The organism is Ignavibacteriales bacterium (genome assembly GCA_016709765.1).
Classification (GTDB): Bacteria; Bacteroidota; Ignavibacteria; order Ignavibacteriales; family Ignavibacteriaceae; genus IGN3.
Genome location: JADJMD010000015.1, coordinates 64531 through 81122, shown reverse-complemented (window position 1 = coordinate 81122; position 16592 = coordinate 64531). Strand labels below are relative to the sequence as shown.

Genomic DNA, 16592 nt, shown 5'->3' with positions numbered 1-16592 from the left:
AAAAATTATGAGTTTTCCTCATTAAGTTCCTTTAAAGCTCGATTATAACATTCCTTACCAAATTTATCGACTATTTGATCGTCCACAAAATATTTTCTTTTCTTAATCTTTTTCACAATGGAGGAATAACGATTATTTGGAATTTGCATCATATCAATTTTAAACATATCCTTAAGAAATAATTTTTGCTTCGTGATGATTGGATCTTCAATATTAAAATGGTTTAAAAGTAATTTCATTCTACTATCCAAATTCATTAAATCATTTTCCAAATATTGAACTTTAGAAAATATATCTTTGATCAAATAATTATTCTCATCTGATAACAACATAGCATCATCAGAAAGTGACTCTGCATTATTTGCACTATCATAAATTTCTTTTAAGGATTGGTTAATATCATCGCTCAAATAATCTATGTCTGAGTTTACTCCACTAAGTTTTTCAATTACTTCTTCGAGTTTTTCCTCTGACTGCTTGATGATCTTTTCGGTAGTTTGGATGAGATGTTCTAAGAAAGTCTTATTGAGTATTTGCAATTTGGTATTAATATCTTGAGTTACTGTGTTAAATCTTTTAACGAATTCACCCGTTTCATTTTCTATAAAAATTTTCAACAAATCAACAGGATGCAGTGCTCTGTTTCTACCATTTTCTCTTATTAAATATTTTCCAGAGTTGGTTGAATAAGGTTTCTTCTCGCCAGAGTTGATTTCTACTCTAAAGATTGGTTTGGATTTAAGATTTTCAACAAGTATTAAAATATCGATAGATGGTGAACAACTTAGTGCTTTATCTAAAATTATCTGTTTTTGTTTGTCACCAATTTCACAACCAACAATTTCACCCTTTTGTAAACCTTTTACATTAACTTCTTTAACTCCAAATAATATTGTACCACCATTTTTCGAGTTTGCGAATGAAACAAAATCTTCCGGATCAATTTGGGTTGACTTCAACTTAAAGTCTACTTCATAATTTTCGTCACCAGAAAGTAATCGTTTAGTTTTTTTTGTTAAACCTCTAAACTTCATGCTTTTATCAGAAGGTTTCGTTTTCATAACTGAGCAATCCCCCTAACTATGCCTAACAGAAATTATATCACCATCTTTAACAATGTATTCTTTTCCTTCAAGTCGCCATTTGCCAAGTTCTTTAGCTTTTGCAAATGAACCTGTTTCAATAAAATCATCGTAATGCACAACTTCTGCACGGATAAACTTTTTGAAAAAGTCTGTATGGATTTCTCCCGCAGCTTCCTGTGCTGTCATTCCTTTTTTAATTGTCCAGGCACGGCATTCATCTTCGCCTGCAGTTAGAAATGATTGAAGTCCAAGTAAGTCATAAGCCTCTCTAATCAACTTATCCAAAGCGGATTCAGTAATCCCATAATCACTCATAAATACGCTTGCGTCTTCTTCAGGAAGATCAGCCATTTCTTTTTCTATCTGACCAAAGAATGATAACGCTTTTGTGTTATGCCCGAGTTTATGTTTAACAAGTTCTTCTAAATACTTCTCAGTATCGTTTATTTGTGATTCATCAAAGTTTAAAGCTATAAGCATTGGCTTAACAGAAAGAAGTTGATATGTTTTTAAAATGTGCAGTTCATCTTTTGTAAGTTCTGCATCACGCAAGGGTTTTTCGGTCTGAAGAATTTCGTAACACTTTTCAAGTACTGGCAATTCCCGTTTAAGATTATCATCCTGAGTTTTTAAGATTTGTTTTTTAATCGTCTCTAATCTTTTTTCAAGTATTGCCATATCAGATAAAATAAATTCTGTCTCAAATGAATTAATATCACGCATCATATTTATTGATCCATCGGGATGAGGGACCGTTTCATTCTCAAATAATCTTACAACCTGAACAAGCGCATCATTTGTTTTTACTTTACCGAGAAAATTTCCAGTAAACTGAGTTGAGCCTGAATCACCTTTTTGCAATCCTACAACATCAACAACTTCAATCGTAGCATTTACTTTTTTCTTTGGAACGAACATTTCGGTTAACTTATCCAATCTTGCATCCGGCACTTTTATCATAGCCTGATGTGCTTCTGATTTTGTTAATTCGTTTGGATCAAGTAAGGTTTTTGTTATTGTTTGAAAAAGAGTTGATTTTCCTGTAAATGGCAGTCCAACTATTCCTATTTGCATTTATTCCTCTTACTTTAAAATTCTTAAAGATTATGTGTAAATATAATTAAGATTCTCTTGACAATTCCTGGTTAGCAAATTATCTTGAACTTGAAATTCATATTAAAAAATCTTGAACAAAAAACTTACATATAACTTCTTTTTTACTTCAGCTAGCCAAACATGGCGTTGGCGCCTCTAAACATTTACATATTCTAAAAATCCGTACGATCTTTTTAAATCTTAGTTAATCACTAATTATTTATTCATTAATGTATTAATCATAAAGGAGTGCTCTATGAGTGCATCAAAAAAAATTCTGTTAAATGAATCTGAAATGCCGCAAAACTATTATAACATTCAGGCAGATATGCCAAATCCCATGCTTCCGCCTTTACATCCAGGAACAAAGCAGCCAATTGGACCGGAAGATTTAGCAGCATTGTTTCCAATGGAATTAATTAAACAGGAAGTTTCAAAAGAAAGATATATTGAAATTCCCGATGAAGTAAGGAATATTTATAAACTATATCGCCCAACTCCGCTTTACCGCGCTTTCGAATTAGAAAAGTTACTCGATACTCCGGCAAAAATTTATTATAAGTATGAAGGTGTAAGTCCTGCAGGCTCACATAAACCTAATACAGCAATTGCACAAGCATTTTATAACAAGATGGAAGGCGCAAAAGGATTAACAACTGAAACAGGCGCGGGACAATGGGGAAGTGCGTTAAGCTTTGCTTGTCATAAATTCGGTTTAAGCTGTGAAGTATATATGGTGAAGATCAGTTATGATCAAAAACCTTACAGAAAAGTTATGATGAACACATAGGGTGCAACTGTTATTGCATCACCAAGCAGAAATACAAATTCCGGCAGAACAATTTTAGAGCAGGATCCAAATTCTCCCGGCAGTTTAGGTATTGCAATTTCAGAAGCTGTTGAAAGAGCGGCCACAACAGAAGGCATAAATTACGCTCTTGGAAGCGTGCTTAATCACGTTCTTCTGCATCAGACAGTAATTGGACAGGAAGCTATAAAGCAATTAGAAATGACTGGTGATTTTCCTGATATTGTGGTTGCTCCATTTGGCGGCGGCTCAAACTTTGCGGGAATCGCATTTCCATTTCTTCGCTACAATTTTCAGGAAGGAAAAAATGTTCGCTGCATTGCTGTTGAGCCTGCATCATGTCCAAAACTTACTAAGGGAGAATTCAGATATGATTTTGGTGATACAGTTGGATTAACTCCGCTGATTCCAATGTACACGCTTGGTCATACATTCGTTCCGGAGCCTATTCATGCTGGTGGACTGCGTTATCACGGTGCTGGTGCAATTATCAGTCAATTACTAAAAGATAAATTAATTGAAGCATCAGCAATTGCTCAGCTTGAATGTTTTGAAGCTGGAGTAAAGTTTGCACAAACAGAAGGAATTATTCCTGCTCCCGAAGCAACTCACGGAATTGCGCAAGTAATTCGCGAAGCACAAAAAGCAAAGGTCGAAGGAAAACAAAAAACAATATTATTTAATCTTTGCGGGCATGGTTATTTTGATATGAGTGCTTATCAGGCTTACTTTAATGGCGAGTTGCAGGATCACGAGTTAACAGACAAGGAACTTTATTCTGCACTTAGAGAACTTGATACTCCAATTGCTGTCTAATTATCATTTCTAAAGATGACATCTTTCTTAAAGATGTCATCTTTTACAATAAATATTTTATATATTTAACCACTACAAAATTGATAATCAACCAAGAGGTATAAATGAAGTTACTTAAAGTATTTGTTCCGATTATTTTGCTGGCATTTACAGTTTATTATTGTGCTACCGTTCCAATTACAGGCAGATCGCAATTAAACCTTATTTCTGCAAGCGAAATTAACTCAATGAGTTTTGCACAATATAGTGAGTTTCTAAAAACCAACACACTTAGTTCAAACAAAACAGATATTGATATGGTAAAACGTGTCGGGTTAAAAATACAAAAGGCTGTTGAAACTTATTTTGCACAAAAAAATTTATCTAAAGAACTTGAAGGATATCAGTGGGAATTTAATGTGGTTGAAAGCCCTGAAGTAAACGCTTGGTGTATGCCCGGCGGCAAAGTTGTTGTTTACACAGGAATTCTTCCTATAACCAAAGATGAAACAGGATTGGCAGTGGTGATGGGACACGAAATTGCACATGCAATAGCACAGCACGGCGGCGAAAGAATGAGCCAGGGTTTATTACAGCAGCTTGGCGGAGTAGCCCTTTCTGTTGCTTTAAAAACGAACCTGAAACGACACAAAATATTTTTATGACAGCTTATGGAGTTGGAACTACTGTCGGTGTTATGCTTCCATTCAGTAGAACACACGAAAGTGAAGCTGATCATTTAGGATTAATCTTTATGGCTATGGCAGGATATAATCCAAATGCCGCCGTAGATTTTTGGACAAGAATGGCTGCACAAGGCGGAGGAAAACCACCGGAATGGTTAAGTACTCATCCCTCTGATGAAACAAGAATTGCAGATATTAAAAAACATTTACCAGAAGCATTACAGTATTATCAAAAATAAATGTGTTTTTAGAGATGACATCTTTTTCAAGGTGTCATCTCTAAAATTCTTCTCATTATTTTAGCAAAATCATCTTTCTCGTTTCAACGAAAGAACCTGTCTGCAGCTCATAGAAATAAACTCCTGATGAGAATTGTGAGGCATTAAAATTAACTTCATAACTTCCTGCACTTTTTTCTTCATTAACAAGTGTTGCAATTTCTTTACCTAAAACATCAAAAACCTTAGCGTTACAAATTGCTTACTGCTTATTGCATACTGAATACTGGTGCTTGGGTTAAATGGATTTGGATAATTCTGTTCTAAAGAGAACGAATTCGGAATATTACTTTCTCCATCGACTGAAGTTGGAGACTGAACATACTTAATTATAGCAATATCATATCCGGTAGTAAAATCCAAGCTTTTAGCTGTTGAATAGACATTACCATTTAGATCCACTCCAATAGCTACTGGAATATCCAGACTATTGCTTGGTCCGTTATAATTAATAGCCCATTGAAAGCTGCCCTCAGAATTATACTTTATTGTTGTAATGTCTGAACTGCTGTATTTCTGCCCAATAACATAGACATTTGCAAAATTATCAATTGCAATATTGTAACCAGCGTATCCATCGGTATAAGTAGTATCACTGTCAAATTTGTTTACCCAAATTTCATTTCCATCTGGACTGTATTTTATTGTTGTAATTTTATAAGAAAGTGGAAATCCTAAAGTACCTGTTTCACCTGTAACATAAATATTTCCGATATCATCATTTACAACTCCTTTGCAATAATCCCAACCTGCAGGTGAGTTGTAAAGTTTACTCCATTGCACAATGCCTGAGGGGTCTATCTTTACTATTTCATAATCAAGGTTTGATGTTCCTGCTAGAATAATATTATTATTATTATCAATGGTCATATCGATAACGTTTTGGTTCCCAACATTCAATCCCCATCTTGATGCCCACACAAAGTCAAGATTTTGTTCATATTTTATAGCTATAAAAGAAAGCGAGTCATTATCATTTACATATCCGCCAACAATAATTTTACCGGTACCATCTAAAGCAATTTTTCTTCCACCCTCACTACCAGAATTATAAAAGATTTGATTGACTATGTTTCCGTTAAGATCAAACTTTGCAAGAAATATATTATTTAGAAAGTTAACGCCTGTATAGTATTCTCCTGTCACATAAATATTTCCATCAGCATCCGTGACTATATCGTATCCACCACAATATAGACCTTGTATATATTGGAATCTGTAGGACCACAGCTGTGTTCCAACGGAATTGTATTTAATAATAAGTGCCTCATTAGCACCACCGGATACTATTGCATTTTCACCTGTAACATAAACGTTTCCAACATCATCAACATGAATTGCTCTCCCGAATGCGCCATTATTCAATGGTGCATGATAGTTTTGAATCCATTGTTGAACACCATTAGAATTGTATTTAACTGTTACGGCTTCAAGCTGAGATTGGGATGGGCCTTTTTGTGAGCCCGTAACATAAACGTTTCCTTGCTCATCAACGAACATATCATTTACAGACTCATCAAGAGTGCTGTCAGAGGTAAATCTTTCGACCCACTGTTGTGATACTTGAGCAAAAACCAAACTTGTTAAGAATTGAAAGATGATTACAGCAAAAAACAATATAGACCTTCTCATACACTTCTCCTGGTTAGTAAAAATAGAAATAGGATTTGGGACTACATAAAAAAAAGACTTGAGAATTGGCTCACTTTATTTAAGGTATTTTGTTTTCTACTTTGAAGTAGTACTTAGAATGGATTTATAGTAGGCTAATTTTGATGGATTGTTGGTTTTTTCGTAAAATTTAACAAGATATTCAAGTACTCTTATAGTGTTAAAATTTTTCTCGCCTTTTATTTTTTTTATCTTTTCATATCCATCGACAAGTAATTTTTCTGCTTCGTTGTATTTCTTTTGATAAAACTTTACGATTCCTAACTCTGAATAAGTTGAAATAAGATTAGGATGATCTTGCGAATAATTACTATTATAGATGGTAAGTGATTTTCTTAAATAAATTTCAGCGTCTTCATATCTAGATTGTTCAATAAGAATTTTGCTGTACCAAAATCAGCCAAACCTAACCAGACATGTTTTTTGTTCAGCGAGGTTTTAAAATTCTCGAATGCTGAAAATAAATTTGATTCTGATGCCTTGTAATTTTCATTGTATACTGAAGTGCCCCAAGGTTTGTGTACGCTAAACCCACAAGCGAGTGTTTTTTGCCTAAAGTCTTAATTTTTAATTCAAGTGATTTTTTAAAGTACTCTTCAGCTTTGATCAAATTATCTTTACTAATGTAAACGTATGCTAAGTTGTTATATAGTGTTGATATTTCCGGGCGATTTTGGCCATAAAGCTCCAAGTATAGCTCAAGTGATCTTCTATAATAATTTTCTGCTTTATCAAGTTTATTTAATGACTCATAAGAGATGCCTAAATTATTAAAAACACTAGCAACATCTCTATCCTTCTCACCAAAATTATTCAAATATATTTTATATGCTTCATTAAGCAGATCTATAGATTCTGGAAATTTATCTTGTTCCTGTTTTAAAGTTGCATAATCATTTAGTACACTTGCAAAAGAACGAGGTGGTGAGTTTTTGTTTTTTCTAAAGAGTGAAATGCTAGTTCTATACAATGAATCCGATAAATTAAAATCGCCATCCCAATCATAAAGCAGAGCAAGCTCATGTAAACTTTCAGCGCTTTGAAAGCTTTCTTTTCCGTAAGCGTTATTATTCAGTTCCAAAGATTTTAGCAGATGAGACTTTGCCTCATTATATTCACCCAGACCGACTAAGGTTTTTCCTATCGTTTTTCTAACTGATGCTTCAATTCCGGATGACCTTTAAAATTATTCCCAACATCTTCCGAAGCTTTTTTTAATACATCATAAACCTTTACATCCTTTCCAACTTCTGTTGGATCTACTGAAGAGAGCATATCCTGCAAAAACATATTTACAGCTTCAACTTTTTTGTTCTCAGATTTAGCATTGTCTCGTTCGCGCGACGCAATATTTACCTGCCAGATAATTGCAATAAGACTTGCAATTAAAAAGATTACAAATCCGATTGAGGAAATAAAACCAACTTTATGTCTTTGAATAAACTTTGATAACCTATATCCAGCAGTATCTTTTTGCGCGATAACTGGTAAGCCCACAAGATGTTTTTTAATATCTTCAGCGAACTGTTCAACCGAAACATATCTTCTTGAAGGATCTTTATGCATTGCTTTAAATACAATGTTATCCAAATCTCCTTTTAACAAATGTGAAAATTTTTCAGGATTATTTTTTTTGTTTTCTGTATTTACTAAATGGATTTGTTTTACACTTTCACTCGGAAGCTGAACTTTTTCTTCAGTAATAATTTTGCTTATAGCCGCGGGAGAATTTGTTGATATTTTATAAGGTTGCTTTCCGGTTAAGATTTGATAAAGCAAAACTCCAAGTGAATAAATATCACTAGCCGTTGTGATTTTTCTCCCTTAATTTGTTCAGGACTAGCATACTCCGGAGTAAGATGCCAAACTCCAGTCCGAGTTAATGCTTCGTTATTTTCTTCTAACTCATCATCAATAAGTTTTGCAATACCAAAATCCAAGAGTTTTGGAACACCATCTTTAGTAACTAAAATATTTCCAGGTTTAAGATCACGATGAATCACAAGATTCTGATGAGCATATTGAACGGCATTACATACTTCTCGAAACAGTTTTAGCTTTTCTTCTATATTATATTTTTTTTGATTGCAACATTCAGTAATTGGAATTCCATCTACAAATTCCATAACTAAGTAGGGAAGTCCTTCATTTGTTCTGCCTCCGTCTAAAAGTCTTGCAATGTTCTGATGCTGAAGGTTTGCAAGTGTTTGTCTTTCAATCTGGAATCTTTTTAATAGATATTCTGAAGAGATACCGTGTTTTAATATTTTAATAGCAACTTTTTGTTCAAATTCTTTATCATTTCTTTTCCCCGTGTAAACAATTCCCATTCGCCAACACCTGCTTCGCCATCAATTATATAGCTGCCGATTTGTTTTCCGATATATGGATCGGAAAAAATATCATTACTGTTCTGTGAAATAGTTATAGGCTTTTCTAAAAAATCAACTGTGTTTTCAAGGGAGTGTAATAATGAATAAACTTCTTTCTTTAGTTCTAGATCATTACCGCATTTTTCGTCAAGAAATACTTTTCGCAGAGATGAGTTAAGATTTATTGCATCTTCAAAAAGTTGTTTAGCTTTTAAAAACTTATCTTGATCCAAAATAAAAACCTTTGATTGTTAAACGCTGGCAATTTCTCTGTACAACCATGCTTTTGCAAAATTCCAGTCTCGTTTTGCTGTTGCAGGGGATATATGGAGTGCTTCTGCTGTTTCCTCGATTGTTAGGCCAGAAAAATATCTTAACTCAACAAGCTTACTAGAACGTTGATCCTTTAATTCTAATTTTTTTAAAGCTTCATCAAGGGCAAGAATTTGTTCATCGGATTTATCGGAAGTTTCTAGAACATCATCAAGTGAAATATTTGCTTTGCCATCACCACGTTTTGATGATTTTCTTTTTCGAGCATGATCAACAAGAATTTGTCTCATTGATTGTGCGGCTATTCCAAAAAAATGCGCTCTATTCTGCCAGGAAATATTCTGATCTCCAACCAATTTTATGTAAGCCTCATGAACAAGTTCGGTAGTTTGAAGGGTGTGTTTGCGATATTCGTCGTGCAGATACTTGGATGAAATTCTTCTTAATTCGCTGTAAACGTGAGGCAGTAATTCATCAACTGCACCCTTTTTACCTTTGATGCAATCCTGTAGTAATAATGTCACGTTCTGCTGAGTAAGTTCAAGCATGAAATTAGAAGATAGTTATAAGATTAGCGCAATTTGGAGATGAAAATAGCAGAATAATTGAGGCTTGTCAATAGTTATTTAATTAAAATCATTGAACCAAATCGATTATCTTGTCAATCAATAATCAATTTTTCTCCTTAATAATTAAATTTGAATAGTATTTAACCTTATTCTCTTTTTTTAAATCTTTGTACAATTCAACAATTGCCCCTAAAGTTTTCTGGGTAGCTTCTTTTTATTTCCAAAATTTCATTCAATCCTTTATAACTTTCGAGTAACTGTTTTTCAGCCTCTTTAAAATTACCTGTGTCCAGCAAGTTTTGTCCGTACTGTGATTGAGTAATTAATGTTAGATTATTCTTCTCTCCAAAAGCTTTTTTACGAATCAAATATGCTTTCTTTGAATAATAAATTCCTTTTTCAAATTTTTTATTAGCCACTAAAGTTTTTCCGTACCAACTATAAGGGCGGCTTAAATTAATGTTGTCCTCAGAATAGTTTTTAAGTCCTACATCAATAGAGGCTTTCATATATTTTTCAGCATTATTATAATCGTCAATATTAAAATATGTGCTGCCAACGTTTGAGTAAGCATTTATTAAATCAGGATGATCTATACCAAGCACAACTATTTTTATTTTCAATGCTTCTTCAAGCAATGGAAGCGCCTGCTTATGTTCTTTCTTAAAGATATATATAAAAGCTAAATTGTTCAGGCTGCTTGATACTCTTATATGAAAATTCCCATAAACTTTTCTAAAGACTCTAAGACTTTCTTTATATAGCGAATCTGCTTTATCCAATTTTTCGAGGTAATTGTATGAGGTTGCAAGATTATTTTTTATTTGGGCAACATCAGGATCATCAGGACCTTTAGCTGATTCAGCAATCTGAAGGGCTTCTTCTGTTATTTTTCCGCTTTTTCATATTCTCCCTGATCAGTCATTAAAGTGCCATATGTATCTAACACTAACGCTGTTTCAAAAGAAGGCTTAGTTTCGATTGACTTCAAAATCGCGAGAGATTTTTTGTAGTATTCTTCTGCTTTTTCATAATCACCTTCGTAATGATAGATCAATCCAATACTCTTTAAACTCATTGCAGTTTCTTTACTTTGATCACCATATATTTTTTGTTTAAAACCTAAAGCTTTTGTTAATTCAGTTTCTGCTGAATCATATATACCAAGGTTTTGATATGTGTTTCCAAGTATTGTCCTTATCTCAGCTTCAATTTGCGGATGATTTATTAACTCAGATTTTAGCTTGGCGGATGCTTTTTGAATAACATCAATTACTTTTACTTCGCTACCATCTTTTAATGGGTCAGGAGACGAAATCATTTCAAGTAAAAATGATTTTATTCTATTCGATTTATCCGCTTCCAGCTTAGCTATATCTCTTTCAATACCAGCTATATGCCCTTGCCACAACACGCCTGCCAGTCCCAGATTTATTAGTAAAAAAATTATTGCAGCAGGTATAACAGCGGTTTTATTTCTTTTAATAAATTTTTTACTTCTATAGATAAGAGAATCACTATGTGCGTTTACAGGTCTATCGTTTAAATACCTTTTAATATCGTCGGCAAAATTATCAACGGAGGAATATCTTCTTTCAGGTTCCTTTCTTATCGCCATTGAAATAATATTGTCTAAGTCTCCAACTAATTTTTTATGAAGTTTATCAATGCTGCCTTCTCTTGTCCTGCAGATGGTTTCAGGATTGATTTCAGAATTGTTTTCTTCGGATTCATTTACAATTGTTTTGAATATTATTTCACTTGGTTTTGTTGGTTCTGATTGCGTAATGATTTTGCTTATATCTGAATGAAATACACTTTTTATTTTGTAAGGACTATGTCCTGTTAATAGCTTATACAAAATTATTCCAAGCGAATATACATCGCTTGATGTAGTTATTGGTTCGCCATTGATTTGTTCGGGACTTGCAAATTCCGGAGTTAAGTTCCATATACCTCTTTGAGTAACAGTCTCAAGTGGGTTATTTTCGGGAGAAAGAATTTTTGCAATTCCAAAATCAAGAAGCTTTGGTTCGCCATCTTGTGTAATCAAAATATTGTTTGGTTTCAAATCTTTATGTATAACAAGATTCTTATGTGCATATTGAACAACTGCTGCAACTTTAAGAAAAAGATTCAACCTGTCTTTTATGCCAAGTTTTTTCGCATCACAATATTCATCTATCGGAATTCCCTCAATGTATTCCATCACTAAAAACTGAATTCCATCATCAGTAATACCGCCATCAAGCAATCGGGAAATATTAGGATGATTAAGATTAGCTAGTGTTTGTCTTTCATTTTGAAATCTCTTAATAACAATGCCACTGGACACACCAGGGTTGATAATCTTAACAGCGGCTTTTTGTTTTACTTCATCATCACGCAAGCCAAGATAAACCAGGCCCATACCACCACGTGCAATTAATTTATCAACCTTATACTTTCCAAATGTTTTGCCTATAAATAGATTTGAATTATCAGTGATAGGTTCGTAAGCAATTATCGAATCTTCAAGAAAGTTTTCAGATTTATCGTGTGCAAATATTAAAGTAAGAATTTCTTTTTTGATTTCAGGAGTTTTACAAACCTCATTTAAATAAATCTCTCTATCCTTGCCATCTAACTCAAGAGCCTTAAAAAAGATTGATTTTATATCAGTCCAGATATTCTTATCCATAATGCACTCAGATACTTAAATTGGTTTTTTATGATTAGATATTTTTAGATACAAATAGTTATACTCAAAACAAGATTAGTGATTTTAATTATTACAGCAAAGACTTTAATTGTAATTTCTCATCTTCTTTTTTATTAAAGCTATTTGCAAACAAGACTCTAAACTTTATAAACATAATAGAATATAAGTTTAGAGTCTTTGAACAAAGAATGTTGAGTTACTTCAGTAAAATCATTTTTCGTGTTTCAACAAAACTACCTGCTTGGAGCCTGTAGAAATAAACCCCGCTTGTAAGGGTTAAGCCATTCCACTCATAATTGTATTTCCCTGAATTTAATTCCTGAGACACAAGCAGATCAACACGTTCTCCAACAACATTAAAAACTTCAAGTGTTACAAAAGCGGCTTGCGGTAAAGCAAATTGGATTGTGGTTGATGGGTTAAAAGGGTTCGGATAATTCTGTGATAAATTATAACTCGTAATTGTTCTAATATCGGTTTCATTTTCAAGCGATGATATTGTCCCGACACTATCAACAAAAATTGTAACATTATTTGCGTTCTTTTTATCGTTAGATATAAACCAGATTGGAAATCAAAGGTTACAAAACTATCGGTAATTGCGCTTGTTGTAGTAAGTACTACAAAACTGTCTCCCGCCGCAGGTATAAATCCATTTATTAAAGATACTTTTAAAGTACCGTTTAATTTTGCACTGCCTGTTACATTTAATTTATCATAATCAGTTTCAGTTACACCCCCAAGCTGAACATCCAGCACAGCCGTAGTAGAAGGAAAAAAGTTGCCGATATATGAAAGCGTACCAGCAGAATTACCAGGGGCAGTAATTCCGTTGTTAGTAAAATTTGATGGCACTTTAATAATGCCTACGCCTTTAATGATCGCGCCAGGTTCATTTGAAAAATTGGTATTTGTCATTGTGAATTCTAACTCTCCTGAAGCAACATCAATAACTCCGCCATTTTGATTGAAGAATTTCCACCAGGCGTTAATTTGTGTAATATCAACTCCTCCGCTTTTGCGAAAAATTCCTGTGTTAATAAATGTACCGCCATTTCCGGTTCCTCCCGTAAAATCAGCATCTGTCGTTACTTCAAAAAGAGAACGATTATCTACCACAGATAGATTTCTGATTGACAAACTATTATTCGATTCTTGTTTTATAGTTCCTAAGTTTAACAGTGTTGTTCCACCATAGAGAGCTTGATTTTGTGGATTAGTAGGATCTGTTACTAAACGCAGCAGTGATCCTTCGGGAATCGTAAGAGTACCGCCACCAGTAATGGTTCCCCTGCTCCATTGAAAGCCGCTGCCCTGAAAATCAAGAGTAGCTCCGGTGCTATCTACATTTATTGTTGAGCCTGAAAGTCTTACATCTCCTGATGGTGAGCCACTTAGCGTTCCTTTTATTGTTTGGGTAAGAGAAGAAAAACTTAATAACGCCCCGGCATTAGCATTATACGTCCCATTGTTAAAGGAACCATTGCAATCAAATTTTAGGGTTCCAGATTGTACTTCTATTGCACCACTTTCATTAATAAAATTCCACCAGGCATTGAAGCTTGAAATATCTGTACCACTACTTTTTCTAAAAACTCCGGTTGAAGTATTGAGAAATGTTCCTCCGCTAAATGATTCTCCACCAAAATCAGCGTCAGAAATAATATTAAACAACCCTTCATTTTGAATAAGAGATAATCCTCTGATTCCTAAAGTTGTAATTCCACCAAAATTTATAGTTCCCTGGTTAATAACTTTAATCCCTTCATAAAAATGAAGAAAATGTTGATTGGCAGTCGTATCGGTATAAGTTGTGAGTGTTGCGCTGGGGTTTATTATAAAATGGCTATTTATATTACCAGTACCGTTTGCCCCATTACCGCCATCTAATTCTCCAGAGTACCAAATAGAAGAATCAGTAATTGTAAGTGTGGGGTCAATTCCATCGAAAAAAATTGTAGCTTGATTTAGAATAAATCCGGAAATAGTGTACTGTGCATCAGAAATGTTTACATTTTTGCCATTTATAATAGCAAAATCACCAGGCCCGGGAATACCATTTGGACTCCAAGCAGCAGGATTACCCCAATTATTATTTGCTAAAACCAATGTGTAAGTTGTCTGTGAGAATATAGATGTCTGAAGAACGATTAAGCAGCCAAGGAATGTAAGTTGTAACAGTTTCATAAAGACTCCGTTTTTGTTAAATGATTTTAATTTTTTTTGCTTCTACAAGTACATGCGTATTATTAAAAAAACGGGGTCAATTATTTAGAAAAAAGTGCAGGTGGTTTGGACAAATGATAAAAGTCTTGATTGAAAGAAGAAAATTACTGAAAGGTTATTTTTATGGGATGTTGGGAAAGGATTATTTACTTATTCTTTTCCTAATTCTCTAAAAAGCCAGGCTTTCGCCAGACTCCAGTCTCTTTTAACTGTGGATGCAGAGCAATTCAGGACTTTTGAAGTTTCGTCAACATTCAATCCCCCGAAAAATCTTAATTCAACAACTTTGCTTAAATCTGGATCAAATGCTTCAAGTTTTTCATTGCATCATCGAGTGCGATTATATCTTCTTCGGATTCAAAAGCAATATCCTCAGCATTTTCCAATGAAAGATGAGTTTTACCTTCCCCTCTTTTCTGTGAATTATGTTTCCTTGCATAGTCAACAAGAATCTGCCTCATCGAATTTGCTGCAATCCCAAAGAAGTGGCCACGATTCTGCCAGTTAATTTCCTGTCCGCCAATAAGTTTAATATAAGCTTCGTGAACAAGTTCAGTGGTTTGTAATGTGTGATTACGATATTCCTCGTGTAAGTATTTAGAGGAGATTTTTTTTAATTCATTATAAACAAGTGGAAGTAATTCATTAATTGCTTCTTTTTTCCATTAACACAATCTTCCAACAATAAGGTTATGTTCTGCTTATCTGATTCAAACATGTTATTAATAATTAGTTTATGAAAGTGGAATTCACAATTGAAAATAGGGGATTAATGGAGGCTTGTCAATAGTTTATTGTTACAAAATATTCTTACTTATACGACATATAAGGCGGTAATAACTTTTCTACTAACGGTGATTCTTAAACCTCAAATTATCTATCGCAGCAAAATCATTTTCTTTGTTTCTATAAAACCGCCTGCATTAATTGAATAGAAATATACTCCGCTTGATAATCCATTTGCATTAAAATCTACTTCATAACTTCCTGCGGGTTTTTCTTCATTAACCAAGGTTGCAACTTCATTTCCAATTACATCGTAAACTTTTAATGAAACAAATTGCCTGTTGCTTATTGCATACTGAATACTTGTACTTGGATTAAACGGATTAGGATAGTTTTGTGCTAACTCAAAACCAGATACAATCTGAATTGAATTGTCATCTTCCACAGAGACTGGACTTCCTGCATTCAACCAAGCTGTATAAATAAGGCAAGTCAATTTATAGGATGCATCTTTAAACAATTTTATTGTGAAACCTTTACTGAGTTCCCATAGTTTTGAATAATATGCAGTGCTATTTGTATTACCTGCAAATGCTTTTGCTAAACTATCGCATCTTAAAACAGAATCTACATAGATATAATTAGCATACAGTGTATTAAAAATAAAATCTGATACATTATTTATATAAACTAAACTATCTCCGGAATAAATAATTTGTGCGCTGTAATTTCCAATCATAGTTGATTCATACCTGCTATGCACACCAGTTTGTCCAGTTAACTGCCCGTTATAATTTTTTGTGATGTGGAGCGGCATATGCATATCACCAACATAGTGTCCAAGATCAGCAGCGAGCAGCATTGCTTTGTTAAATTGATTATTCTGAAAAGCTGTTTGGAGTGAATCGAATGTTTTAAAATTGCCCAGGGAACAGAATTACTTCGAAAATCCCTGTATAAAAGTGTTTCCGTGCAGTAAAACCAAAGAATTTGCTTTTAAAATTTGAGTGTGATAAAAACATTAACCCAAATTTTCTCACCATCAGAATTTAGTTTAAGAATAAATGCAGAAGGAGTTGTTATGTTAAATTGTTCTCCGCCAATATCAGCTTATCAGCATCAGAACCATGTGCAGTAATGTATCAGACCAGCTGCAGCAGAACCATTTGGGTAACTTCAGCAAAGGATTGATTAAGTTAAGTGAATTCTAAAAGAACAACATCCCCACCAATAAACAGGAGTTTAATAAATTGTCCCAATAATGTCAATCGAAAAGTAAATAAATTAGACTTTATTTTCAAATCAAG

Annotated in this window: 13 protein-coding genes and 4 pseudogenes; 2 read left to right on the top strand and 15 right to left on the bottom strand. The window is 33.7% G+C overall.

What is annotated here, in order from left to right; translation table 11 throughout:
• Nucleotides 1-5 precede the first annotated feature (5 nt).
• Together IPJ23_17660 and ychF are read right to left on the bottom strand one after the other, a co-directional pair.
• Nucleotides 6-1061 (bottom strand): ATP-binding protein, encoded by a 1056-nt coding sequence (locus tag IPJ23_17660; GenBank protein ID MBK7632484.1) that lies wholly within the window; start codon nucleotides 1059-1061, stop codon nucleotides 6-8.
• Nucleotides 1062-1076: 15 nt separating this feature from the next.
• Nucleotides 1077-2159 (bottom strand): redox-regulated ATPase YchF, encoded by a 1083-nt coding sequence (gene ychF / locus IPJ23_17655; GenBank protein ID MBK7632483.1) that lies wholly within the window; start codon nucleotides 2157-2159, stop codon nucleotides 1077-1079.
• Between the two features lie 277 nt (nucleotides 2160-2436).
• Between ychF and IPJ23_17650 the strand changes: the two are divergent.
• Together IPJ23_17650 and IPJ23_17645 are read left to right on the top strand one after the other, a co-directional pair.
• Nucleotides 2437-3804 (top strand): annotated as a pseudogene (locus IPJ23_17650) (TrpB-like pyridoxal phosphate-dependent enzyme).
• A gap of 104 nt (nucleotides 3805-3908) precedes the next feature.
• Nucleotides 3909-4708 (top strand): annotated as a pseudogene (locus IPJ23_17645) (M48 family metallopeptidase).
• 55 nt (nucleotides 4709-4763) lie between these two features.
• Here IPJ23_17645 and IPJ23_17640 read toward each other — a convergent pair.
• The 13 genes and pseudogenes from IPJ23_17640 to IPJ23_17580 form a co-directional block, all read right to left on the bottom strand.
• A pseudogene (locus tag IPJ23_17640) lies at nucleotides 4764-6247 on the bottom strand (T9SS type A sorting domain-containing protein).
• A gap of 228 nt (nucleotides 6248-6475) precedes the next feature.
• Nucleotides 6476-6799: a tetratricopeptide repeat protein gene (locus tag IPJ23_17635; GenBank protein ID MBK7632482.1), complete on the bottom strand. Its 324-nt coding sequence runs from the start codon at nucleotides 6797-6799 to the stop codon at nucleotides 6476-6478.
• Between the two features lie 46 nt (nucleotides 6800-6845).
• Entirely contained in the window at nucleotides 6846-7499 is a 654-nt protein-coding gene (locus IPJ23_17630) for a tetratricopeptide repeat protein (GenBank protein MBK7632481.1), read from the bottom strand.
• A gap of 59 nt (nucleotides 7500-7558) precedes the next feature.
• Nucleotides 7559-8197, bottom strand: coding sequence for a hypothetical protein (locus tag IPJ23_17625; GenBank protein ID MBK7632480.1), 639 nt, complete (start codon nucleotides 8195-8197; stop codon nucleotides 7559-7561).
• On the bottom strand, nucleotides 8179-8748 hold the full coding sequence (locus tag IPJ23_17620; GenBank protein ID MBK7632479.1) for a serine/threonine protein kinase: 570 nt from the start codon (nucleotides 8746-8748) through the stop codon (nucleotides 8179-8181). The genes IPJ23_17625 and IPJ23_17620 overlap by 19 nt, the downstream gene beginning before the upstream one ends.
• A complete protein-coding gene (locus tag IPJ23_17615) occupies nucleotides 8679-9023 on the bottom strand; it encodes a hypothetical protein (protein ID MBK7632478.1) in 345 nt (114 codons plus the stop codon). The genes IPJ23_17620 and IPJ23_17615 overlap by 70 nt, the downstream gene beginning before the upstream one ends.
• An 18-nt stretch (nucleotides 9024-9041) precedes the next feature.
• The gene (locus IPJ23_17610; GenBank protein ID MBK7632477.1) at nucleotides 9042-9611 is read right to left on the bottom strand and encodes a sigma-70 family RNA polymerase sigma factor; all 570 of its coding nucleotides are present in this window, start codon (nucleotides 9609-9611) and stop codon (nucleotides 9042-9044) included.
• A 197-nt stretch (nucleotides 9612-9808) separates the two neighbouring features.
• A complete protein-coding gene (locus IPJ23_17605) occupies nucleotides 9809-10414 on the bottom strand; it encodes a tetratricopeptide repeat protein (protein MBK7632476.1) in 606 nt (201 codons plus the stop codon).
• Nucleotides 10415-10518: 104 nt separating this feature from the next.
• Entirely contained in the window at nucleotides 10519-12312 is a 1794-nt protein-coding gene (locus IPJ23_17600; protein MBK7632475.1) for a serine/threonine protein kinase, read from the bottom strand.
• Between the two features lie 217 nt (nucleotides 12313-12529).
• Entirely contained in the window at nucleotides 12530-12901 is a 372-nt protein-coding gene (locus tag IPJ23_17595) for a T9SS type A sorting domain-containing protein (GenBank protein ID MBK7632474.1), read from the bottom strand.
• Between the two features lie 1808 nt (nucleotides 12902-14709).
• A pseudogene (locus tag IPJ23_17590) lies at nucleotides 14710-14880 on the bottom strand (RNA polymerase subunit sigma-70).
• Nucleotides 14850-15209, bottom strand: a complete 360-nt coding sequence (locus tag IPJ23_17585; GenBank protein MBK7632473.1) for a hypothetical protein — start codon at nucleotides 15207-15209, stop codon at nucleotides 14850-14852. Before IPJ23_17585 ends, IPJ23_17590 begins: the two are co-directional and overlap by 31 nt.
• Nucleotides 15210-15436: 227 nt before the next feature.
• The gene (locus tag IPJ23_17580; protein MBK7632472.1) at nucleotides 15437-16024 is read right to left on the bottom strand and encodes a T9SS type A sorting domain-containing protein; all 588 of its coding nucleotides are present in this window, start codon (nucleotides 16022-16024) and stop codon (nucleotides 15437-15439) included.
• Nucleotides 16025-16592 lie beyond the last annotated feature (568 nt).

Bases quoted from the DNA above. Each gene is read 5' to 3' on its own strand.
- IPJ23_17580 (MBK7632472.1), bottom strand. From the start codon at position 16,024: ATGATTGGAAATTACAGCGCACAAATTATTTATTCCGGAGATAGTTTA.
- IPJ23_17610 (MBK7632477.1), bottom strand. From the start codon at position 9,611: ATGCTTGAACTTACTCAGCAGAACGTGACATTATTACTACAGGATTGC.
- IPJ23_17600 (MBK7632475.1), bottom strand. From the start codon at position 12,312: ATGGATAAGAATATCTGGACTGATATAAAATCAATCTTTTTTAAGGCT.
- IPJ23_17620 (MBK7632479.1), bottom strand. From the start codon at position 8,748: ATGGGAATTGTTTACACGGGGAAAAGAAATGATAAAGAATTTGAACAA.
- IPJ23_17660 (MBK7632484.1), bottom strand. From the start codon at position 1,061: ATGAAAACGAAACCTTCTGATAAAAGCATGAAGTTTAGAGGTTTAACA.
- ychF (MBK7632483.1), bottom strand. From the start codon at position 2,159: ATGCAAATAGGAATAGTTGGACTGCCATTTACAGGAAAATCAACTCTT.